This is a genomic window from Pseudaeromonas paramecii, from assembly GCF_039540575.1.
Classification (GTDB): domain Bacteria; phylum Pseudomonadota; class Gammaproteobacteria; order Enterobacterales; family Aeromonadaceae; genus Pseudaeromonas; species Pseudaeromonas paramecii.
On the sequence record NZ_BAABFC010000006.1, the window covers coordinates 99,505 to 121,924 of the forward strand.

General features: G+C 62.7%; 19 protein-coding genes. 5 read left to right on the forward strand and 14 right to left on the reverse strand.

What is annotated here, in order from left to right:
- Window positions 1-106: 106 nt before the first annotated feature.
- From ABD847_RS04540 to ABD847_RS04570, 7 genes are all read right to left on the reverse strand, one after another.
- On the reverse strand, window positions 107-1,363 hold the full coding sequence (locus tag ABD847_RS04540) for an outer membrane protein transport protein (protein ID WP_345010503.1): 1,257 nt from the start codon (window positions 1,361-1,363) through the stop codon (window positions 107-109).
- Window positions 1,364-1,519: 156 nt separating this feature from the next.
- Window positions 1,520-3,055 (reverse strand): hypothetical protein, encoded by a 1,536-nt coding sequence (locus ABD847_RS04545; RefSeq protein WP_345010505.1) that lies wholly within the window; start codon window positions 3,053-3,055, stop codon window positions 1,520-1,522.
- Complete coding sequence (locus ABD847_RS04550) at window positions 3,052-4,512, reverse strand: VWA domain-containing protein (RefSeq protein WP_345010507.1); 1,461 nt, start codon at window positions 4,510-4,512, stop codon at window positions 3,052-3,054. Before ABD847_RS04550 ends, ABD847_RS04545 begins: the two co-directional genes overlap by 4 nt.
- Window positions 4,505-5,449, reverse strand: a complete 945-nt coding sequence (locus ABD847_RS04555; RefSeq protein ID WP_345010509.1) for a VWA domain-containing protein — start codon at window positions 5,447-5,449, stop codon at window positions 4,505-4,507. Before ABD847_RS04555 ends, ABD847_RS04550 begins: the two co-directional genes overlap by 8 nt.
- Entirely contained in the window at window positions 5,443-5,907 is a 465-nt protein-coding gene (locus tag ABD847_RS04560; RefSeq protein ID WP_345010511.1) for a DUF4381 domain-containing protein, read from the reverse strand. The genes ABD847_RS04555 and ABD847_RS04560 overlap by 7 nt, the downstream gene beginning before the upstream one ends.
- Window positions 5,904-6,791 (reverse strand): DUF58 domain-containing protein, encoded by an 888-nt coding sequence (locus tag ABD847_RS04565; RefSeq protein WP_345010512.1) that lies wholly within the window; start codon window positions 6,789-6,791, stop codon window positions 5,904-5,906. Before ABD847_RS04565 ends, ABD847_RS04560 begins: the two co-directional genes overlap by 4 nt.
- Window positions 6,788-7,744: an AAA family ATPase gene (locus tag ABD847_RS04570; RefSeq protein ID WP_345010513.1), complete on the reverse strand. Its 957-nt coding sequence runs from the start codon at window positions 7,742-7,744 to the stop codon at window positions 6,788-6,790. The genes ABD847_RS04565 and ABD847_RS04570 overlap by 4 nt, the downstream gene beginning before the upstream one ends.
- A 156-nt stretch (window positions 7,745-7,900) precedes the next feature.
- On the opposite strand from ABD847_RS04570, the gene fadI reads away from it, so the two are divergent.
- Window positions 7,901-9,205, forward strand: coding sequence for an acetyl-CoA C-acyltransferase FadI (gene fadI / locus ABD847_RS04575; protein WP_345010514.1), 1,305 nt, complete (start codon window positions 7,901-7,903; stop codon window positions 9,203-9,205).
- Window positions 9,205-11,292, forward strand: coding sequence for a 3-hydroxyacyl-CoA dehydrogenase NAD-binding domain-containing protein (locus ABD847_RS04580; protein ID WP_345010515.1), 2,088 nt, complete (start codon window positions 9,205-9,207; stop codon window positions 11,290-11,292). The genes fadI and ABD847_RS04580 overlap by 1 nt, the downstream gene beginning before the upstream one ends.
- A gap of 28 nt (window positions 11,293-11,320) precedes the next feature.
- Here ABD847_RS04580 and ABD847_RS04585 read toward each other — a convergent pair whose 3' ends face one another.
- Complete coding sequence (locus tag ABD847_RS04585) at window positions 11,321-14,110, reverse strand: insulinase family protein (RefSeq protein WP_345010516.1); 2,790 nt, start codon at window positions 14,108-14,110, stop codon at window positions 11,321-11,323.
- A gap of 155 nt (window positions 14,111-14,265) precedes the next feature.
- On the opposite strand from ABD847_RS04585, the gene sixA reads away from it, so the two are divergent.
- Window positions 14,266-14,733, forward strand: coding sequence for a phosphohistidine phosphatase SixA (gene sixA / locus ABD847_RS04590; protein WP_345010517.1), 468 nt, complete (start codon window positions 14,266-14,268; stop codon window positions 14,731-14,733).
- Between the two features lie 124 nt (window positions 14,734-14,857).
- Entirely contained in the window at window positions 14,858-15,064 is a 207-nt protein-coding gene (locus ABD847_RS04595; RefSeq protein ID WP_345010518.1) for a DUF1107 domain-containing protein, read from the forward strand.
- A gap of 37 nt (window positions 15,065-15,101) precedes the next feature.
- On the opposite strand, the gene ABD847_RS04600 is transcribed toward ABD847_RS04595, so the two are convergent.
- The 5 genes from ABD847_RS04600 to sodB all read right to left on the reverse strand — a co-directional run bounded on the left by ABD847_RS04600 (window position 15,102) and on the right by sodB (window position 20,543).
- Window positions 15,102-16,502, reverse strand: coding sequence for an ATP-binding protein (locus ABD847_RS04600; RefSeq protein ID WP_345010519.1), 1,401 nt, complete (start codon window positions 16,500-16,502; stop codon window positions 15,102-15,104).
- Window positions 16,493-17,167 carry a response regulator gene (locus ABD847_RS04605; RefSeq protein ID WP_345010522.1) on the reverse strand — a complete coding sequence of 225 codons (675 nt, stop codon included), beginning with the start codon at window positions 17,165-17,167 and terminating at the stop codon, window positions 16,493-16,495. The genes ABD847_RS04600 and ABD847_RS04605 overlap by 10 nt, the downstream gene beginning before the upstream one ends.
- A 78-nt stretch (window positions 17,168-17,245) precedes the next feature.
- Complete coding sequence (rimO, locus tag ABD847_RS04610) at window positions 17,246-18,598, reverse strand: 30S ribosomal protein S12 methylthiotransferase RimO (protein WP_345010563.1); 1,353 nt, start codon at window positions 18,596-18,598, stop codon at window positions 17,246-17,248.
- Between the two features lie 206 nt (window positions 18,599-18,804).
- Window positions 18,805-19,800 (reverse strand): Gfo/Idh/MocA family protein, encoded by a 996-nt coding sequence (locus tag ABD847_RS04615; RefSeq protein WP_345010525.1) that lies wholly within the window; start codon window positions 19,798-19,800, stop codon window positions 18,805-18,807.
- 161 nt (window positions 19,801-19,961) lie between these two features.
- A complete protein-coding gene (gene sodB / locus ABD847_RS04620) occupies window positions 19,962-20,543 on the reverse strand; it encodes a superoxide dismutase [Fe] (RefSeq protein WP_345010527.1) in 582 nt (193 codons plus the stop codon).
- Window positions 20,544-20,773: 230 nt separating this feature from the next.
- Here sodB and ABD847_RS04625 point away from each other — a divergent pair, with 230 nt between their 5' ends.
- Window positions 20,774-21,112 carry a Grx4 family monothiol glutaredoxin gene (locus ABD847_RS04625; RefSeq protein WP_345010529.1) on the forward strand — a complete coding sequence of 113 codons (339 nt, stop codon included), beginning with the start codon at window positions 20,774-20,776 and terminating at the stop codon, window positions 21,110-21,112.
- Window positions 21,113-21,181: 69 nt separating this feature from the next.
- On the opposite strand, the gene ABD847_RS04630 is transcribed toward ABD847_RS04625, so the two are convergent.
- Window positions 21,182-22,243, reverse strand: coding sequence for a BMP family lipoprotein (locus tag ABD847_RS04630; RefSeq protein WP_345010531.1), 1,062 nt, complete (start codon window positions 22,241-22,243; stop codon window positions 21,182-21,184).
- Between the last annotated feature and the right edge of the window lie 177 nt (window positions 22,244-22,420).

Consider the following 22,420-nt stretch of genomic DNA (forward strand, 5'->3'; position numbering starts at 1 on the left):
ACAGTGGCAGAAGGGGGCTGCAACTGTGCTAGATACAATAATTCGCTGCTGTCACAAATCTCAAAAAACAGACCACCGGCGGAAAAACACCGGTGGTCATAAGGGCTTAGAAGCGGTAGTTCATTTGCAGTGAGGTGAGCCAGGCAGACGCACTCGTGCGGTAGTTTACGTCCACGCCAGTGGCGATGCTCTCTTGCAGCTGGGTATCATCCCCTTGCAGGTAGGCGACGCCCAGATCCAGGCTCAAATCCTCATTGACCTGGTAGCTGGCGCCCAGGCTATACCAGAGGCGCTCGGTATCTGGGATGCTGATCACGTGGTAGGCCGCCTGGCGATCCAGGGCCAGACCGGCGCGCAGCGTCCACTGCGGGTCCAGATACCAGCTTGCACCGATGGCATAACGCCAGCTGTCGTGGAACTCCAGATCCTTTTGGAAGCAGTCGCCGCTGCACTGATCGCTGGTGGCCCGCAATTCTTTGAGCACGCTCCAGTCGGTCCACTGCACAGAGTAATGCAGGGCCCATTGCGGATTGAGCAGGTGATAGCCTGAGAACTCGGCGATGGCGGGCAGTTCCAGATCCAGCTTGCCAGGCACCTTGTTAAAGGCGGTGCTGCTGCCGGAATATTCACCTTCCAGCTTCAAGGTGGTGCCGGAGCGATAGCTCAGGCCGAAGCGGTTGGCCGCGTTGTATTCGTACAGGACGCCGGCATTCCAGTTCCAGGCCCAGGTGTCCCCTTTCAGATCCACGATGGCGGTATCGGTAGACAGTGCCGGATTGAGGTAGGCCAGGGCGCCGGCACGGCGCACCAGACTGGCATCGGCATAGATGGCACTGATCCCGGCCCCCAGGCTCCACTGATCGTTGAGCTTATAGGCCACATTGGGATTGATGTTGTAGGTGGTCAGCTCGGTCTTGCCACCCAGGGCCCCGGCAACATAGTTCTCATCATATTCGGTGGAGAGACCGAAGTTGGAGAACAGGCCCAGGCCGACGGCCCATTGTGCATTGATGGGCTGGATATAGTAGAAGGCCGGAATGGTCGCAGACGGGGCCACATTGCTGGCATCCAGGCTGCTGGAGGACACCAGTCCACCCAGGGCATCACCGTTGCCTTGCAAGTCTACATTGGGTGCCACATAGGTGGCCGCCACACTGATCTCGGCGCGCTCGAAGCGGGTCATTGCGGCCGGGTTGCGGGCCAGCACGGCGGCATTGTCCGCGATGGCGGCTTCGCCAGCAAAGGCGCGACCCAAGCCAGAGGCTGAGTGCTCGTTGAGGTTGAACGCAGCGGCCTGAACGCCGCCGGCCAACAGGCTGGCAGAGACGGCGAGGGCAACAGTCGCAAGCTTGGTCTTTTGCATTATCGGTTCACAACTTGATAATCATTAACAGGAGGCGCGATTGTACGGGGGGGCTGACTGGTGGGAAATCAGACCAGCGGTTAAAAAGCAGGCTATCGCACTCTGTGAATGTAAAAATGTGAAGACGATGCCTGTTTGGGAACCAAGCGAATCTATTTAGTCGAGGGCGTTCGGGTTCAACCCCTCGGATTGCCGGCTGTTTCCCCCCTGCCAGATCAGCAGGCGGCGGGTCACGTCGAGCGACCAGCGCCAATCGGTGGGGCGATTGGCGAAACAAGCCGCCAGCAGCGGATCCAGTTGGGTGGCGAAATCGGCATAGCAAGGCAGCGCTTCAACACAGGTCGGCGGCGTCTGCGGCCAACGCCATCTGGCCCAGGCCAGCAGGCAGGCGTGCAGGTGCCGGGCGTCCGGTTGGCGGCTGGCCTGGAGCAGACTCAGGCTGTGCCAGAGGAGCGCCAGCCAACGGGGCTTGGGGAGCCTGTCCCGGCGCCGCCAGCACCACAGTGCCAGCAGGGGCGGCAGCAGGACGCCCCACCAGGCCAAAGAAACGGTGGGGGCTGGCCTGTCTTGGGTCGCCGATGTGACGGCAGGCAGTGCCAGGACCGGCAGGCTAATGGCCGGCAGGCGGCTGGTTTCTGATTGCTGTGTGAGTGCGTTCCACCAGGTGATTTCTACGGCGGGCAGCGAAAGGTCGCCGCCGGCCACCGGGATCAGCGCCTGCCGCAGGGTCTGCCGGATCTGCAGTTCGCCGCCTTGCAGGGTGATCTGCGTCTGTTGTCCATCTTCATAGCTGCGCAGGCCGGCCTGTTGCGGCAGATCCAAGGTGGGCACGCGCCGCGGATCCGCCTGCACCAATTCCAGCGTCAGCACCCGAATGATGGGATCGCCCTGGCGATAGGGCCCCTGGGCCGGCTCCCAGTGCTGGCTTAGATTCACCGCATTGGCCACCAGCTCGGGCGCATCGGCCGGCAAGGCTGTGACCTTGAGGGTTTGGGCGGCAGCCTCAAGCCGCAGCGGGCTGGCCTTGAGTTGCAAACCTTGTGCATCCTCCAGCTCTTCCCCCTGGGCCTGAGCACCAAAGACGCGTACCTCGCCGGGCACCTCGGGTACCACCAGATAGCGGCGCAGCAGACTCAAGACTCGTTGCCCCTGGATCAGCTCGCTGGTTTGCTCGTCCTCGCCCAGCAGTGAGATGTTGGCGCCCTCCAGGCTGGGGGCCGTGAGGCTGGCCATCTGCACCCCGGGGTGCATCCAGATCCGGGCTTCATAGATGAGGGGTTGCCCCACCAGCGCGTGATCACGGCTCAGTTGTCCCTGCAGTTGGGCAGCCTGTCGGTTCAGGTTTGGCAGCCGGGGGGCAGGGGGCAAATCGATCTGCAGCGGTTGGGCAGCGGTGCGCTCCTGGCCGACCTGCAGGGCGGGTAGTTCCACGGTACCGCTGAGCCGGGGGACGAGGGGGATCAGCCATTGCGTACTCTGGCGCTGCGGATCCTGCTGCCAGCGCAGCTGGCCGATGACGAAGCTGGCAAACAGCGGCTTGATATCCAGGGCTTCGGCGGGCAGCAGTCCCTCCGCCTGCAGCGTCAATTGCAGGCTTTGACCTAACCGATAGGGGGGCGGCGAGAGGCTGAGCCGGGTGGCGGCCTGCAGGGGCAGGCTCAGCATCAGCAGCATCAGTAACCAGCGGTTCACCAGGGCTCCTCCTGCAATCGGCTGGGGCGCTTGGTCGCCTGCAGCCGCAGACGGTTTTTCATCAGGTTGCCCGGTGCCTCGGCCACCACCTTGAGGGGATCCGTATCCTGTTGCGAGCTGTCTTGTGGCTGGGGGGCCTCACCACTGTGTTGATCTTGATTGGCCAGCCAGTTGGCCACCAGGTCGCGATTGAAGCGCGCATCAAAATGGTTGGCGTCCAGCGCCAAGGCCGCATCATAGGCACTTAACGCCTCCTGATAGCGGCCCAGCTGCACCAGCGCATTGCCACTGTTGAACCGAGCCTGGGCCCCGTCCAGCAGTCCATACGCCCCCAGGGCAGCCTGGTAGTTACCCGCCCGGTAGAAGGCATTGCCGCGCCAGAGGGGATCGTCAAGATGTTGCGCGGCCTCGGCATAGCGCTGGGCCTGGTACAGGGCGATGCCCTCATCCGCCATGGCCGGTCTGGGCAAAACCGGTCCCAACAGTGTCAGCAGGCAGAGCCACAGCAGCCCGCGGCGGAACATCAAGGCCAGGCCGATAAGGGGTAACAGCAGCCAGTAGCCAAGATCCACCTGCTGGCGACCAACCGGTGCACCGCGGCGTTGGCCGGCATCCGGGCGCAGCAGTCGTGCCCACTGACTCTCATCACCATCCAGGCGATAGAGGGTACCGCCCACCTGGTCGGCCAGTTGTTGCAACTGAATGTAGTCTGTCTTGGCAATCACCAGTTGCCCCTGGGCATTGCGCAGCAGGCGGCCATCCGCCAGGGGAATGGCGGCGCCGGGAGGGGTGCCCACCACCAGCAGATCCAGCGGCCAGGGCTGGTTGGCCATCAACTGGCGGATGGCCTGTGCCTGGGCGGCGGTGAGGTTGTCGGTGATGAGCAGCAGGCGCCCCCGTAGCGTTTGGCTCTGGGTCAACTGGCGCAGGCCAAGGCGCACCGCCGCCACCGGATCCGAGCCGGCCTGGGGCATGACGCCCGGTTCCAGCTCCCGCAGCATGTGGCGCAAGGTGTCGTGATCGTCGGTCACCGGGCTGATGACAAAGGCATCGCCGGCGAAGGCGATGAGGCCCACCTTGGCGGTGGGGGCCAGCTCCAACAGCTCCAGCAGCTTGTAGCGGCTGCGGATCAGGCGCGACGGGGGCAGGTCGTCGGCCAGCATGGAATGGGAGACATCCAGCAACCAGTACCAGGACTGCTCCTGTTCATACAAGGCATCGTTTTTCTGGACGGCCGGCCCGCTTAACGCCAGCAGGGCCAGCAGGGCCGCCAACCAGGGCCAACGATGGCGCCGGCGGGACTGTGGGCTGGCCGCCTCCGGGCTCAGGTAGGCCAGCAGACTGGGCCGGATCAGATCCTGCCGGCGAAAGAGCAGCCGCTTGCGCTGCCAGTACAGCAGTCCCAGGGGCAGCAGGGCCAACAGCCACCAGGGGCGCAACAACACCAGATCACTCATGCAGGCGCCTCACTAGCAGTAGCAGGCAGAGGGTCAAGGCCAGCGCCAGGGGCCAGGGGTAGAGCTCCTGCCGCGGCTGATAGAAGCGGGCGCTGATCTCGCTGGGCTCCAGTTCGTCGATGGCCCGGTAGATCTGCGCCAGGCTGTCGGGATCCCGGGCGCGAAAATATTGCCCTCCGGTGACGGCGGCGATCCGCGTCAGGGTCTGTTCATCCAGATCGCTGTTGCTGCCTTCGGGATCTTCCGGGTCTTCGGCACCCAGCCCTATGGTGTAGATGCGCATCTGCGCCTGGGCGGCCAGGGTGGCGGCGGTGAGCGGCGGCAGTGTCTCCACCGTATCCCGGCCGTCACTCAGCAGGATCAGCACCTTCCGCTGGGTTTGCTGCTGCTCCAGGCGCTTGAGACTGAGGCCGATGGCTTCGCCGATGGCGGTGAGATGGCCGGCCAGGCCAAAGTCCAGCTCATCGATAAATTGGGCCAGGGTGGCGTGATCGGCGGACAGGGGCATCATCACATAGGCATGGTCAGCAAACAGTATCAATCCCATGCGATCGCCTTGCCGACGGTTGACGAACTGGGTCAGCTGTTGTTTGACCACGCTCAGGCGATCCACCGGTGCCCCCTTGAGCACCATGTCCTGGGTGCGCATGCTGTCGGACAGATCCACCGCCAGCAGGAGGTCGCGATGGGCCTGCTCCAGGGCCACCGGCTCGCCCAACCACTGGGGCCGTGACAGGGCCAGGCACAGGCAGAGCCAGGCCATCATCAGCAGCAGGGGTTGCCAGCGGTGCGCCGCCACCGGGCGCTCGCTCACATAGGGCAGGGTGGGGATCACCAGGGGATCCCCCAGCATGGAGGGGACGGCCCGCAGGCGGCGCCGTACCAGCAGGGGCAACAACACGAGCCCCAGCAACCAGGGCCAGGCGAGGATCAGCATGGGATCTGTCTCCGCAAGGCAAACAAGAGAAGGTGGCATTGAGTCAGCAGGGCCCCACGCGCTGGCGGCGTGAGGGGGTGACCGCCGTAGAGCCAGGCCTCCCACTGGGCGGCGAACTGGTTGAAGCGGGTGTGGCCCAGCTGATCCAGATAAAGAAGCCAGGCCGGCCCTGTGAGCGCGGCTATCTCTTCCCGGGGCCGATAACACAGCAGCAGGGATTTGAGGAACTGGTTGATGGCCAGCGCCGTCAGGTTATCGGTGCGCTGCAACTGGCGCCAGATCAGGTAATGGCGCCACCAGGCCCGCTGACGGTACAGCCTCACCGCCAGCCAGAGTAATAACAGGCCGCAGAGGGTCAGGCTGGCCAACAGCAGCCAGAACTCACCGCTGGGCATGGCGCCATCGGGGAGCGGGGCTTCATGGATGTCTCTGAGTTGCTGCAAGGGAAAGCCCATCATAGCCCCCGCAACTGGCTTGGCAGCGTGAGGCTGGCATCCAGCTCAAACAGCTGGCTACAGCTGCTGCGTAGCTGCAGACGCAGCTGTTGCTGACGGAAGTGGCCAACCTGCTGGTAGTGGCGGACAAACTGGGGATCACTGGCATGGATCATCCCCTGCTGGCGCAGGTTGTCCACCGCCAGATGCCCCTGGCCTTGCAACTGCAGTTCCAGCTGATCCCGCACCTGCCAACAGCGCACCTCATGCTGGCGGTTCAGCCGGCGCAGCCAGTGCCAGCCCTCGTTGGCCAGCCGGTAAAAATCACTGATCACCTGGATCTGACTGCCGGGACGTACGACAAGGTTAAGCTGTGCGAGGCCCTGATCCAGGGGGGTCGCCAGGGGGGTGCGCGACAAGCCGCGCTGATAGGCACTCAGCAGCTGGTTCAGCAGCATGAGCACATCCTTGCGATTGCCCCCCGGCGCCAGGCGAATGCGCGACTGCTCCACCAGCAGCAGGCCGCCCACCTTGTCGCCGTGTTGCTGGGCCTGCCAGGCCAGGGCGGCCGCCAGTTCGCAAGCCAGGCGGGCCTTGAGTTGACCACGGGAGCCGAAATACATCTCAGGGGAGAGATCCAGCAGCAGATAGACGGCCCTGTCCCGCTCCTCACGAAACAGCTTGGTGTGGGTGCGGCCGGTGCGGGCGGTGATCCGCCAGTCGATGGTGCGCACATCGTCGCCCTGCTGATAGGGGCGAACCTCGGCAAACTCCATGCCGCGCCCTTTGCCACGGGATCTGTGTTGTCCCAGGCGCAGGCCACCGCCAAAGCGGGCGGCCAGGATGCCGCCCAGCCGGTGGCACTGCAGCAGCTGCTCCAGGCTCAGCTGGATGCCATCGTCACTCACGCGGCAACAACCCGTTGCAACAGGCGCTCAATCACCTGGTTGCTGTCGATGCCGTCGGCTTCGGCTTCCATGCTCAGCAGCAGACGGTGGCGCAGTACAGGGTAGACGCAATGCTGGACATCATCCGGGGTGACAAACTCCCGGCCGGCCAACCAGGCCCGCACCCGGGCACAGCGGGCCAGGGCCATGGTGGCGCGGGGGCTGGCACCGTAGGCCAGCCAGCGTCCCAGCTCGGCATCGTAGGCGGCGGGTCGGCGGGTCGCCATCACCAGGGCCACCAGGTAGTTTTCCACCGCCGGGGCCAGGGCGACCTCCAGCACCGCCTTGCGGGCGGTAAACAGATCCTGCTGGCTGAGGCGGGGAGGCTCGGCCTCCTGTGCATGGCGGTTCTCATCGTGATTGAGGCGCAGTATGGCCAGCTCGGTGGCGGCATCGGGGTAATCCAGCTGCAGGTGCAGCATGAAGCGATCCAACTGGGCCTCGGGCAGCGGATAGGTGCCCTCTTGCTCTATGGGGTTCTGGGTGGCCATCACCAAGAACAGCTCAGGCAGCTGGTAGCTCTTGCGGCCTATGGTGATCTGGTGTTCCCCCATGGCCTCCAGCAGGGCGCTTTGCACCTTGGCCGGCGCCCGGTTGATCTCGTCCGCCAGCAACAGATGGTGGAACAGGGGGCCGGGCTGGAAGACAAAGCTGCCATCCTGCGGCCGATAGATGTCGGTGCCGGTGAGATCGGCCGGCAGCAGATCCGGCGTGAATTGAATGCGATGAAAGCGACCCTCGATGCAACGGGCCAGGCTCTTTACCGCCCGGGTCTTGGCCAGGCCCGGCGGGCCCTCCACCAGGATATGCCCATCCGCCAGCAGGGCCATCATCAGCCCCTCCACCAGTTCCGGTTGACCCAGTACCTGCTGGTGCAGGTAACTGCGCACGGCATTGATCGCTTGTTTCGGCATTTCAATATCTTAGTTATGAAACGGATGGGGGCAGTCTACACGCATTTTTCGTGGATGGGGGGCGAGGGCGGACACAATGTGAGGCGTGCCGAGTATTGCCTGCGAAGAATATGAGCTACACCTAGCTTAAGTAATCAAGGGGTAGGAGGTCTGACCATGACTCAGGCAAGTCGAGCGGTAAAAAATGAGCGTATCGCCCTGGTGGCGGGACTCAGAACTCCCTTTGCCAAACAGGCAACGGCCTATCGCGGTTGCTCGGCTTTGTCCCTGGGCTCGGCCTTGGTCAATGAGCTGATCCGACGTTCGGACTTGGATCCGGCGCTGGTGGATCTGCTGGTGTTCGGGCAGGTGATCCAGATGCCCGCCGCCCCCAACATCGCCCGGGAGATCGTCCTGCTCTCGCCCCTGCCTCCCACCACCGATGCCTACAGCGTCAGCCGCGCCTGTGCCACCAGCTTTCAGGCGGTGGCCAATGTGGCCCAGGCAATCTGGCTGGGTCAGAGCCAGGCGGGCATCGCCGGTGGCGCAGATTCGTGCTCCTTGCTGCCCATCGGCCTGAGCGATCCCCTGAGCGTGGCCCTGCTGGATCTGCAAAAAGCCCGCAGCTGGCGCCAGCGCTGGCAGGCGGTGAAGACGCTGCGTCCACGCCATTTCAAGCCGGTGCCACCGCCGGTGGCCGAATACGCCACCGGCCTGAGCATGGGACAGAGTGCCGAACAGATGGCCCAGCGCTATGGCATCGGTCGCGAGGCCCAGGACGAATATGCCCTGGCTTCGCACCAGAAGGCGGCGGCGGCCTGGGCGGCGGGCTGGTTGGATGACGAAGTGGCGCCCTGCCATCTGCTGGCGGACGGGCCGCCGCTGACTCAGGATAACCTGATCCGCCCTGAGGCCCGCTTGGCGGATTATCAGGCCCTCAAGCCGGCGTTTGTGCGACCGGGGGGCACCATCACGGCGGGCAATTCCTCGGCGCTGACCGATGGCGCCGCCGCCGTGCTGCTGATGAAGGAGAGCCTGGCCAGGGCCCAGGGACTGACGCCGCTAGGCTACTTGCGCAGCCTGGCCTTTGCCGCCAAAACGGTGCAGGAGGATCTGCTGCTGGCGCCGGCCATGGCGATTCCCAAGGCCTTGGCGCTGGCCGGCTGCCGCTGGGAGGAGCTGACGCTCGTCGACATGCACGAGGCCTTTGCCGCCCAAGTGCTCTGTACCCTGCAGTGCCTATCGGACGAGCGGTATGCCACTCAGACCCTGGGGCTGGCGGAACCCGTGCCGCCGGTTGCCGCCGAGCGATTCAACGTGCTGGGTGGCTCCCTTGCCTACGGCCACCCCTTTGCCGCCACCGGGGCGCGGATGATCACCCAGACCCTGCGGGAGTTGCAACGCCGCGGGGGTGGCCTGGCACTGACCAGTGCCTGTGCCGCCGGTGGCCTGGGTGTGGCCATGGTATGGGAGGGGGCATGATGAACCAGGCATTGACCTTAAGTGAGGGCCCCGATGGCCTGCTGATCCTGACCATAGACAACCCCAGGGCAAGCATGAATGTGCTGGACATGGCGCTCCTGCCAGAATTTGCCGCCGTGCTGGATCTGCTGGCCGATCAGTCGCCGGCTGGGCTGCTCATCTGCTCTGGCAAGCCGGACAGCTTCATCGCCGGGGCCGACATCAAGATGTTGGACGCCTGCGCCGACGCCGCGGCCGGGAGCGAGTTGGCCAGCCAAGGGCAGCAGCTGTTTGCGCGGCTGGCTGCCTTGCCATTCCCCACCATGGCCCTGATCCATGGTCCTTGTCTGGGCGGTGGGCTGGAGTTGGCATTGGCCTGCGACAGGCGGATCTGCAGCGACGATGACAAAACCCGGTTGGGTCTGCCTGAGGTGAAGCTGGGACTGCTGCCTGGCTCGGGCGGCACCCAGCGGTTGCCAGCACGGATCGGGTTGCCTGCCGCCCTGGATCTGATGCTCAGCGGACGCACACTCAAGCCCCGCCAGGCCAAGCGGCTGGGGCTGGTGGAGGCTGTGGTGCCGGTAGCGTCCTTACACCGCGTGGCGGCCGACCTGCTGAGGCAGCCGGCGCCCAAGCCCCGCTGGCTGGCGCGGCAAAGTCTGCGCTGGCCCTGGCGCCCTCTCTTGCTCAAGCTGGCCAGCCGTCAAGCTCAGCGCCAGAGTCAGGGGCATTATCCGGCCATCCCGGCCATTTTGCAGGCGGTGACGCTGGGACTGACGCAGGGGGCCGAGGTGGGGCAGCAGGAGGAGGCCCGGCAGTTTGGTCAGCTGCTGATGAGTGGTCCAAGCCGGGCGCTGCGGGGGCTGTTTCATGCCAGCCAGCAGGCCAAGCAGGTGCAATACCAGCAGGCGAGCCCCTTGCCGGTCAGTGCCATTGGCGTGCTGGGGGGCGGTCTGATGGGCGGCGGCATTGGCCTCGTGAGCGTGCAGCAGGCCGGGTTGGACGTGCGTTTCAAGGAGCTGAGTCATGAGGGACTTGCCCAGGCCATGGCCTATGGCAAGCAGCGTATCCTGGCCCAGGCCCGCCAGGGGCGCCTAAGCCCGCCCCAGGTGCGCCGCCTGCTGGCGCGCTACAGCGGCAGCCTGGATTATCGCGGCTTTGCCAACCGACAGTTGGTGGTGGAGGCGGTATTTGAGGATCTGACCCTCAAGCAGCAGATGGTGGCGGAGATAGAAGCCCTGGGCACGCCGCTCATCTTTGCCAGCAACACCTCCTCGCTGCCAATTGCGCAACTGGCCGCCCAGGCCGCGCACCCGGAGCGCATCATAGGGCTGCACTATTTCAGTCCGGTGGAGAAGATGCCGCTGGTGGAGGTGATCCCCCATGCCGGCACCGATCCCCAGGTGGTGGCCACCGTGCTGGCCCTGGCCCTGGCACAGGGCAAGACTCCTGTGGTGGTCAAAGACAGTGTCGGTTTTTACGTCAACCGCATTCTCACCCCCTATCTGAATGAGGCGCTGCGTCTGCTGGCCGAAGGCCAGGCGGTGGCACACATAGATCAGTGTCTGCGGCAATTTGGCTTTCCGGTAGGCCCCCTGGCGCTGCTGGATGAGGTGGGATTTGCCGTGGGGGCCAAGGTGGCGCAGGTGTTGACCGAGGCGTTTGGCGACCGGATGCAGCCGCCGGATCTGGTGCCCAGGCTGCAAGCCGCTGGCCGGCAGGGGCGCAAGAGCGGGGCCGGCTTCTACCGCTATGATGGCCGAGGTGGCAAGCGGCGGGTTGATGATCGCCTGCCGGCGCGGTTGGATCTGCCCAAGGCTGCCCCCATGGATGGGCAAACCCTGGTGCGGCGCTGCCTGTTCCCGCTGTATAACGAGGCGGCCCTGTGCCTGGCCGAAGGGGTGATCGGCAGTGCCCAAGAAGGCGATCTGGCGGCCGTGATGGGGATCGGCTTTCCGCCCTTCTTGGGCGGGCCCTTTGCCGCCATGGGGCAACTGGGAGGCGAGACCTTACTGACACAAATGGCAGCGTTGGCCGCCCAGGCGGGGGAGCGTTTCAGCCCCAATGTGGCATTACGGGCCTGGCTGGAAGGGCAGCCCGAGGAGTAGGCCTCGGGCTGCCTCTAGCCACGAGAGACTAGAGATTGAAGAAGTACTGGCTGGTCTGGCGGAAGGCGGCCAAATCGTCAATGTAGCGCCCTTGCGCCAGGGGGGCCTCCTCCTGGTGGGCTTCGCCCTGGCTGAACAGCACCAGACGATCGGCAAAGCTGGCGCGTAGCTTGCGCAAAAAGCGCAGCATCTGGGCCCGGCTGATCTGTTCCAGATAGAGGGCCACCTGCTCTTTTTGATCGAAGGAGAAGTCCCGGCCACCGACGCAGACCCACAGCCGTTGGCTACGACTACGCAGGTTGGCATCCTTTTCGGCCAGTTGGCTGATGAGACCCGCCTTGCTTTGCTGCCACTCTTCTTCCGACATGGTCTGCAGCAGGGTGGGGAACTCATCGATAAAGATGTCCATGGCATCCAGCAGCGCCTGGGGGCCGGCCACAGGCGACTGGACATAGAGGATCAAGCCGGGATGGCGATTGAGTGGCAGTGTGCCTGTGCCCACCACATAGCCCAGCTGCTGCTCGGTGCGCAGATGGTGGAAGAAGACCGGACCCATCAGGTGGTTGGCCAGGGTGAAGTGCGCTATGTCCCGGGGGCTGGTACCCGGGCTCTGGTAATAGATGAGTACGGCGGAGTCCTGATGAGGGCAGTGGCGCTGACGTAACAAGCTGCCCTGGCCACGCAAGTCCATCAGGGCGCGGCGGGTCTCGCGGCTGGGCAGACTCAGGGGGGTCATCTCCCGTTCCAGCAGGCCGGCAATCTCCCGCACCTGCTGCTGTGTCCAGTCGCCATGGGCCAGCACCTCCAGGTGCACGGCCTTGTAAAGCTGCTGCACAAACTCGGGCAACTGCTCATGACTGATGCCCTCCAGCTGTGGCAGCAGATCCTCCACCGGCGGGTTGTTGGGTTGCAGCACGCTGGTGAGGTGGTTGAACAGCAGGCTGATGGGGCGGCCCTTGAGCTGGTTTTCCCAGCTCTGGGTCAATTGTTGCTTGATCAGGTTAAACCGCTGTGGATCCACCCGTCCAAAGGTGCGGTTCTTCAGGATAAGGCCGAGCAAGCGCACCTGGGGCGCGCTGAAACCGCCCAGCTGCAGGGTGTAGCCACCTTGATGGGCGTAGGCGTGGTAGTTGAGCCCGGCCATGCCGGCGGCATAGGTCAGCTCGTTGAGGTGATCCAGCCATAACTCGATGATAAGCCGCATGGTGGCGATATGGCGGGGAGAGCGCACCGCATGCTCACTGTCTACCGCGATAAACAGGTTGCCTTTGGGCACCCGAAAATCCGCATCGTGCAGATGCCACAGCCGCAGGCCGGGACGGCCCACCAGGCGTTGCGGTTGCGAATGAACCTCTGACACGGCTTGTGGTTCCAGCTGTTGACAGATAAACGGATTGACCGCTGGCAGGGCCAGGTGCTGACAAAATAACGCCTGCCGAGGTTGTCGCCAGAGCTTGAGCCAGATGGGGTCGATGGGTTCCACCCGATAGGGGGTGTCGTACCAGGCGGCCTGGCGATCCGTCTTTGCCAGGGGGGACACCAGCTGTAGCCGCATGTTATCGGGGGTGAGCTGTTCGAGATAGTGGGCGACCAAGGACTCATCAAAGCCTTCCATCAGATAGTCGCCGCGCACCACCTCCTCGGCAGGATAGTGGAACAGGTTCATGGCCAGATGACTGACATTATCGATGGCCCGGATCCCCTCCTGGAAGCGGTAGATGGCATCCAGCACCTGTTTCTTCTCGTCATACCGCCACGCTGCCAACCCCTGCTCACGGATGAGGGCCAGAAAGGCAAACAGACTCTCTATGATGGTGACTTCCTGATGGAGGCCATCCCGGGTCAGGCCGAAACTGACACAAAAATCCTTGAAGTCATGGCCAGATAAGCCTCCCCCGGCGGAGAGGGTGGTGACCCAGCCCTGACGCTTGAGATAGGCATACAGGCTGCCGGGGCCTTCATCCCCCAACAGGTGGCTAAGAAAGGTCAGCGGCTTGCTGCGGTAGTGTTGCTCCACCCCCGCCAGCGGAAAGGTGACGGTAAGCTTGCGGCTTTCCTTGATGGGTTTGATCTCGACCCGGATCCCCAGCTGTGCCGCCAGATAGAGGGGCGGGCAGGGGGCCGGTGCGCCCAACTGCTGGTTGGGGATCTCGCTAAAATAGTGCTCGACCCAGGCGGCCTGTTGGGACAGCGGGGCCGGAGACTGCAACACCAGACTCATGCGATCGGCGCTGTAGTGGCTGCGATAGAAGGCAATCAGCTCCTCTCGCAGTTCAGTGCCGGCCCTGTCAGCCAGGGTATCTAGGTTACCCACGGAAAACTTGGCAAAGGGGTGAGCCGGATTGACCGTCTCCTTGTGGACCTGATAGACCCGCCGCACCTCGTCTTTGTATTTGAGCCGGTATTCCGAGTCCACCGCCTGCCGCTCTTTGTCCACCAGGCGGGCATCAAAGGTGGGGCAGATGAAGAACTGGGCAAAGCGCGCCAGCCCCTGCTCGAAAAACTCATGCTGCAGATCGAAAAAGAAGTTGGTGTATTCGGTGCCGGTCCAGGCGTTGTTGCTACCGCCATGTCGCTGGATGAAGGCCTGGTACTCGCCGGGCTCGGGATAGGTGGCGGTGCCCAGGAACAACATGTGCTCCAGAAAGTGCGCCATGCCTTGCCGATCCAGGGGATCGCTGAAGTGTCCCACCTGCACCGCCAGGGAGGCGGCAGACTTATCGGTTTGCGGATCCTCAATCAGCAGGACTTTGAGCTGATTGGCCAGGACAAAGTAGTGGTATCGACGATGATCATTCGGGCTGGTATGAGGATGCATGAGGAGAGGGCCATCGCCAGAGTCTTGATATAACAAGTATTATTGACCTGTCCCCGATTGGGCGCAAACCGTTTCTCTGTGGGACAAAGATTGTCTGACCCGGGGGAAGCCAGTAAGATCCCCCTGGGTTCCATAACCGTTAAGGCGGGTTACCGATGAACATTTATATCCTGCGTCATGGCGAGGCCGAGCTGGTGGCCGATACGGACAGCCAGCGGGCCCTGACCGCCAAAGGCCGGGAAGAAACCCTGCAGATGGCGCGCTGGCTGGCGCCGCAGCTCCAGGGGTTGGATCTGGTGTTGGTGAGTCCTTATCTGCGCGCGCAACAGAGCTGGGAGGTGATGGCCACCTGCTTGCCTGCGCCAGGCGCGGTCCAGCCGGAGCCAGAACTGGTGCCCCATGGTCATGCCCGCCAGGTGGCGGATTACCTGCAGGTGCTGGCCACCCAGGGGGTGGAGAATGTGCTGCTGGTGAGCCACCTGCCGCTGGTGGGCTATGTCGCCAGCGAGCTGTGTCCTGGGCTGGTGCCGCCCTTATTTGTGACCTCAGGGCTGGCCGAGCTGGTTCTGCAGCAGGGACAGGGACGACTGATCCGAATGACCTCTCCCCATGACATTGTTTGAATCTTGTGATTTTCATCGGACTTTTGCGTGGTCATGAGGATTTAATAATCATCAGAGGGAACTATTTGGCATAAAGTGCGACTAACAGAGTGAGAGCCAGCTCTGACAGTGACAAGGAACAATAATGAGAATTTTCAAAAAGTACCTGCCTCTGATGATCGCCCGTTATGTCAAAACCTTCTTCAAGGGTCGTCTGTATATCCAGGGGCGCGGTGGTTACCAGTTTGAACAGGGCAAGCTGATGATGCCCATGCAAGCCGATACCCTGCACAAGCACACGGTGCAGGAGATCAACCAGACCATCGCCAACTTGAACAAACAGGCTGCCTAGCCGGTTTGAGCCTCAGCAAGGGGAAACAAAAACGCCGTCATCTGACGGCGTTTTTGTTATTGGGTTCCAGACAAGGCAGGTTGAGCTGGATGCTGGCGCCCCCTAAGGGGGAGTCGCCGATCAGCAGCTGGCCACCGTAACTGTCGATGATTTCGGCACAGACGCTGAGTCCAATCCCCTGACCACCTGAGTTATCGGCCCTCACGCCCCTTTGTGTCACCCTGGCCCGCAGGGCTTCTCCGATCCCTGGGCCATCATCTTCCACCTGGATGATCAGCTGATTGGCCACCCGGCGCAGCCGCACCACCACCTGACTGATGGCGAACTTGCAGGCGTTGTCCAGCAGATTGCCCATCAGCTCAAACAGATCGTCCGCCTCGCCGGCAAACTGCAGCCCGTCTTCGAAGGTCAGCTCGATCTGCACCTGCTTATGGCGGTAAACCTTGCTCATGGTGGCCTGCAACTTCTGCAGCAGGGGAATGGGGTCTATGCCCTGGTTGTTGAGGGCCTGACGGCCGGCCACGGCACGACGCAGGTGGTATTGGATCATCTGATCCATCTGCTTGACCTGCTGGGTGGTCTGCTCCCGCAACTTAGGCGTCACCTTGGCCTCGTCAAAGGTGGCCTCAATCAGGGCGAGTCTCGTCTTTAGGCTGTGGGCCAGATCGTTGAGGGTGTTCTGGTAACGCAACTTCTGTTTACGCTCATTCTCCAGCAACTGGTTGAGGGAGCGGGTGAGGGGGCGCAACTCGGCTTCCACATCCAGCTCCAGCTCCTGGCGGCGGCCCTCCTGGATCTGCTCTATCTGCTGCTGGATGCGGCGCAGCGAACTCAGGCCCCAGCGGGTGCCTAGCACCAGCAGCAGGATACCGGAGAGCCAGATCAGCACGATATCGCGCAACGAGCGCTTATCCTGGCGCGCCAGCTTGTCCAGCAGCGGCTTAGCCGGGGAGAGCAGCACTATCATGAAGGTGATGGGCTTGCCGATGTAGCGTTCCAGCCGCAGGTCGTAGATGAAGAAGGGCGCCTGGGGATCCCGGTCATCCAGCCGGAAGGCGAAATCGTTGGTGACCAGCTTGCGCTGGCGGGCGAAATCCACACAAAAGTCTTGCGTGGCATGTTGAAACTGCGGTTGGCGCAGGTAGTGCCAGAGGGTGTGGCCATCATCCTGGCAGATCACCACGTCCACGTCCTCATCCAGTGCCGCCAGTTTCAGATCCTCAAACGCCAGGGGCTGCTTGGGCTTCTTGGTGGGCACGGTGCGGCTGGAGGAGAAGAGCCGGGCCAGGTTTTCCTGCAGCTCCTGCTCCGTGGTCTGGTAGGCCTGATCGTGATTGCGCTGCCACTGCAGCATCAAAATGAGCAGCAGCAGCAGGGTGATCAAGGCGACGGCGGCGGCCAGCAGCTTGAAGTGCAGGGAGCGCAGTATCACTGGCATGGCAGGTTGAACAGGTAGCCTTGCCGACGAATGGTGCTGATGGGTTGCAGATCGCCCTCGGGATCCAATTTCTTGCGCAGCCGGCTGATCAGCACCTCCAGGGTATTGGGATCGCCTTCGCCATCGTCATACAGCTGATCCATCAGCTGCTGCTTGGAGATCACCTGGCCGCTGTGGCGCATCAGAAACTCGAGGATGGTGTATTCAAAATGGGTCAGCGCCATGGGCTCACCGTCAATGGTCAGCTCCTTGCGCGTCAGATCCAGCTGATAATGGCCGGCGGTGACCTTGGGGGAGATGAAACCGGCGCTACGACGCACCAGGGCGTTGAGCCGGGCCATCAGCTCGTCCTTGTTGAACGGCTTGACCATGTAGTCATCGGCGCCGGCATCCAAGCCAGCCACCTTGTCCTGCCAGTTGCCCCGGGCGGTCAACACCAGGATGGGGAAGCCGATCTGCCGCTCCCGCAGTTGCTGGATCAGCAGCAGACCATCGCAATCGGGCAGACCCAGATCCACGATAGCCACATCCACGGGGTAGTCTTGGGTGTAGTGCAGTGCCTCGTCGGCCCGGCTGGCGGCATACACCTGATTACCGGCTTCCTGCAGTATGGTTTTCAGGTGATGGTTCAGCAGCTTGTCATCTTCGACCAACAATATCTTCATGGTACGGCCTGGTTAGGTATGCCTTCTGACGGGCTATTGTTAACCAGGCCCGCCACACTGACAAGCTGTAACCGATTGTTATATCGGGGTTGCCCAGAGGTCGTATTCGTCGGCGTGCTCCACCTTGACCCGCAGTCGGTCACCCGGCTGCACGCTGATGACGCCGTTGAGATAGACGACGCCGTCGATCTCGGGGGCATCGCCGGCGGTGCGGGCGATGGCGCCTTCCTCGTCCACCTCATCCACCATGACCCACAGGGTCTGACCTACCTTGCGGGCCAGTTTGCGGGTGGAGATGGCCTGTTGGGTGGCCATGAAGCGATCGAAGCGGGCCAGCTTCACCTCTTCGGGGACGGAGTCGGACAGCTCGTTGGCCTTGGCGCCTTCCACCGGGCTGTAGGGGAAGCAGCCCACCCGATCCAGTTCCGCCTGCTCCAGGAAGTCCAGCAGCATCTGGAAGTCTTCTTCGGTTTCGCCGGGGAAGCCGACGATGAAGGTGGAGCGCAGGGTGATCTCGGGACAGATCTCCCGCCAGCGGCGGATGCGCTCCAGGGTGCGCTCCACCGAGCCCGGCCGCTTCATCAACTTGAGGATGCGCGGGCTGGCGTGTTGCAGCGGCAAGTCCAGATAGGGCAGCACCTTGCCTTCGGCCATCAGGGGGATGAGATCATCCACATGGGGGTAGGGGTAGACGTAATGCAGGCGCACCCAGATATCCAGCTTGGCCAGTTCCTGACACAAGGCGGTGAGGTGGGTTCGCACCGGTTGGCCGTCGTAGAAGCCGGTTCTGTGCTTGAGATCGGCGCCATAGGCCGAGGTGTCCTGGGAGATCACCAGCAGCTCCTTGACCCCGGCTTCCTTGAGGCGCTTGGCCTCGGCCAGCACCTCGCCGATGGGCCGGCTCACCAGATCGCCCCGCAAGGAGGGGATGATGCAGAAGGTACAGCGGTGGTCACAGCCTTCGGAGATCTTCAGATAGGCATAGTGGCGCGGGGTCAGCTTGACCCCCTGGGCCGGCACCAGGCTGACAAAGGGATTGTGCTGGGGCTTGGGCACATAGCGGTGCACGTGATCCAGTACCTGCTCGTAGGCGTGGGGGCCGCTGATCTCCAGCACCTTGGGGTGCACGGCGCGGATCTGATCTTCCTTGGCGCCCAGGCAGCCGGTGACGATCACCTTGCCGTTTTCTGCCAAGGCCTCACCGATGGCCTCCAGAGACTCCTGCACCGCGCTGTCGATGAAACCACAGGTGTTGACGATGACCAGCTCGGCATTGTCGTAGCGGTTGACCACCTCATAGCCTTCGGTGCGCAACTGGGTCAAGATGCGCTCGGAATCCACCAGGTTCTTGGGGCAGCCCAAGGAGACAAAGCCGATGCGGGCGGCGCCGGGGGCGGCCTGGGTCGGTGCTGCCGGTTGCTCCTCCAGCATCTGGCCGAGGGTGGTGGTGGCGCAGCTGCTAGGGGCGTTGGGGTCGAAGGTGTTTACGGTCATGGCGAAGGCGGCATCAGATGTTAAAAAAGATGGCGGATTATACCCGATGCGCAGCAAAGGGGAAGGCAAGGGTTGTTGCTTTTTTGCGCAGTCACGGTGGCGGGGGCGGCGATCCAGCGCGTCTGGATCGCCTTGTTGGCCGGCTAGGCGAGGGGTGCGTCAGCGGCAAAGCGGATACCCGCACTGCGGCGGCCTTGCTCCAGCACCTCGGCGACGATCAAGGCCGTCTCCAGCCAGGCATAACAGCGGGCCAAGTCCTGCCGTTGCAGGCAGTCGGCAAAGGCCCGGAATTCATGCACCATCTGATTGAGGCTGCTGCTTTCCGCCTGGCCACCGGTTTCCCCGGCGACCTGCCATTCCACGGCATGACAGCTGTTGGGGGCATCATTGATGCGGCCGTAACCCTTCTCTCCCTGGATGGTGACATGGGATGGGCTGGCGGAGTCTTTGGCGCCACAGCACACGGCGGTAAAGCCGGGATAGCTCAGCAGCAGGACGCCTGAGGTGTCGATGCCGTTGTGTCCCCGCTGGCAGTGATAGCTGACCTGCTGCGGCTTACCAAACAGGCCGCAGACCAGGTAGACGTTATAGAGGTTGATGTCGTACAGGGCGCCGCCGGAGCTGGCCGGGTCGAAGGCGGCGTGCACCTGGCCTTGCAGGTAGTCATCGTAACGGCTGGAGTACTGGGAGTAGTTGCATTGCACCAACCGAATCGGCCCAAACCGGGGCAGCTGCTGCTGGATGGCGGCAAACTGCGGGCTGTGCAAATTGGTGATGGCTTCGAACAGGAAGCATTGCTGGGCCTTGGCCAGGGTCACCAACTGCTGCAATTGCGCCAGGTTGGAGGTGAAGGGTTTTTCGCAGATCACGTGACGACCAGCCTGCAAGGCCGCCCGGGTATAGTCGAAGTGCAGGTGATTGGGTAGGCCCAGATAAACCACCTCCACCTCTGCGTCGGCCAGCAGCTGGGCATAGTCGGTATAGAGACGCTGGATGCCATAGCGTTGTTGCAGAGCCTCGCCTTTGGCCTGGCTCTGGGGCCGGACACACAGGGCGACCAGGGTGATACCGTCAAGCTGACTTAGGGCATCCAGGCAAGACAGGACTATCTTGCCGGCACCCACCAGGGCGAGTTTCATGGCTGACTCCTAAAGGGCAATGGGGTGACACGGCGCCGTGCCACCGGTGCCAGGCACCATGCCTGAAACCGGTTGTGACGACAAGGGGCCGGCGGCGCAGGCCCAACCGCCGCATAAAAAACGGGAGCCTGAGCTCCCGTCTTGGACTGCTGGTAGACCTATCAGGCGGCCAGGTTGGCGGCCACGAAGTCCCAGTTGACCAGGGCCCAGAAGGCTTCCATGTACTTGGGACGCAGGTTACGGAAGTCGATGTAGTAGGCGTGTTCCCACACATCCACGGTCAGCAGCGGGGTGACACCGTCGGTCAGCGGGCAGCCGGCATTGGAGGTGTTCTGCAGGGCCAGGGTGCCATCGGCCTTCTTCACGAGCCAGGTCCAGCCAGAACCGAAGTTGGTCACGGCAGACTTGGTGAACTCTTCCTTGAACTTGTCAAAGGAGCCGAAGGCGGCGTCGATGGCGGCCGCCAGCTCGCCGGTGGGCACGCCACCGCCGTTGGGAGACAGGCAGTGCCAGTAGAAGGTGTGGTTCCAAACCTGGGCGGCGTTGTTGAAGATGCCACCGCTGGAGGTCTTGATGATCTCTTCGAGGCTCTTGCCTTCAAATTCGGTACCCGGAACCAGGTTGTTCAGGTTTACCACATAGGTGTTGTGGTGCTTACCGTAGTGAAATTCCAGGGTTTCTTGGGAGATATGGGGTTCCAGAGCATTCTTTTCGTAAGGCAGGGCCGGCAGTTCAAAAGCCATAAGTACACTCTCCATGGTCAATTAAGGCTGAGGGTATCGAAAAGGTCCCTCAGATAGCCCTTGATTTATATCAAAGGTGCAGGTTCAATACCACAATAATCGCCATAAAATTTAACACCTCCGTTACGCCTTCTGCTGGCGCGGCCTGCCCTGCTGCAGCGCGCCAACCTTGAGTCGGCAAGGCGTTTTTGTAGAATGCCGGTTTGACGGCAAACCAGAGCGAGACCTAGATGGAAACCATTGATAAGATCAAACAGCAAATCGCGGATAACGCCATTCTGCTTTATATGAAGGGCTCGCCCAAGCTGCCCAGCTGCGGTTTCTCCGCTCAGGCGGCCCAGGCCCTGATGGCCTGCGGTGAACCCTTCGCCTACGTGGATATTCTGCAAAATCCCGATATCCGCGCCGAGCTGCCCAAATATGCCAACTGGCCAACCTTCCCCCAGCTGTGGGTGGCCGGCGAGCTGGTGGGCGGTTGCGACATCATGCTGGAGATGTTCCAGCAAGGCGAGTTGCAACCCTTGATCAAAGAAGCGGCCGCCCGTGCCAGGGAAGCCCAGGCCCAGTAATCTGCCGGCGCTGGATGATGAAGAGGGCTCGCCTAGGCGAGCCCTCTTGCATGAGGTGGTGACGGATGCTTAGCCCTGACAGTGGCCCGCCTCGCCGCTTTCACTCACCTGACACAAGCCGCCGGCCACCTGCGGGAACAGACAGCTGCCGGTCAGGCTGAAGTCATGCACCTGCAGCTTGCCATCGACAATATCCTGCTGGAGCTGTGTCAGTATGCGGTAGTGGGCTGGGCGGATCTGGCCGGCATTGCTCTGGTCATCCACCCAGCCCACATAATCCTCTGCCAGCCCCAACTGGCGGTTGCCCGCTTGCCATTGCCCGGCTTGCGCCTGTGTCAGGCTGGTCAATACCGCCTTGGGCACGTTCTGGTAGATGGCGGTGAGCATGGTGCCAGGATGCAGGTCGGCTTGCTGGAACGTGGCGCCGATGGCGCGCACGCTGGCATCGGCAGCGGCCTGATAGACCCCCAACCCCGTGCCGTGTGCGTCGGCGAACAGCACATCCACGCCCTCGTCAATCAGCTGCTTGGCGGTAAAGGCCCCCTTCTTGGGATCGTTGAAGGCCAGATCCAGCGTCGAGGTAACGTATTGCTCGCTCACCTGAACGGAGGGGTTGGCGTAACGGGCCCCCTGGGCAAATCCACAGCCGGATTTGTGGATTGCCGGCAGATCCATGCCGCCGACAAAGCCCAACAGGCCCGTCTCTGACACCATGGCGGCCAGGGCACCCACTAAGAAGGCGGCCTCTTGCTTGTTAAACTGCACCGATTGCACATTGGGCAGCGCCAGCTGACCATCGATCAGGGTGAACTTTGCTTGGGGGAACTCGCTGGCGACCTGTTGCAGGGTGGGGAGTTGGGTGTTGCCTATCACCACAATCGGGCTGTAACCGTCACTGGCCAGTTGGCGCAGCTGAGTGAGGCGGTCGGCGGCCCCGACGGGGGTGATCTCCTTGACCGACACGCCGCTCATCTGGGTAAACAGCGTGACGGCTTGCTTGTGGATCTGGGCGTTTTGCTGCTCGGCGATGAAGTCGCCGCCAGTGTAGACCAGGGCTGGGCCGGTCGCGGCCCAGGCCGGCAGCAGGCTGGCGGACAGCAGGAGGGGGAGCAGAGGGCGATACAGACGCATGACACATCCTTGTTAAGATCGAAACTGCGGCGGATTTTCCTCGCAGAGCAATCTGTGATCAAGCGCAAATTACCTGTCAACTTATTGAAATCGCTTGCAATACCACCTGGATCATCTCAGTTGCGATTTCGCGCTCATCACAACAGCCATTACCCAATGGTGCGGCATCGCAGGGAG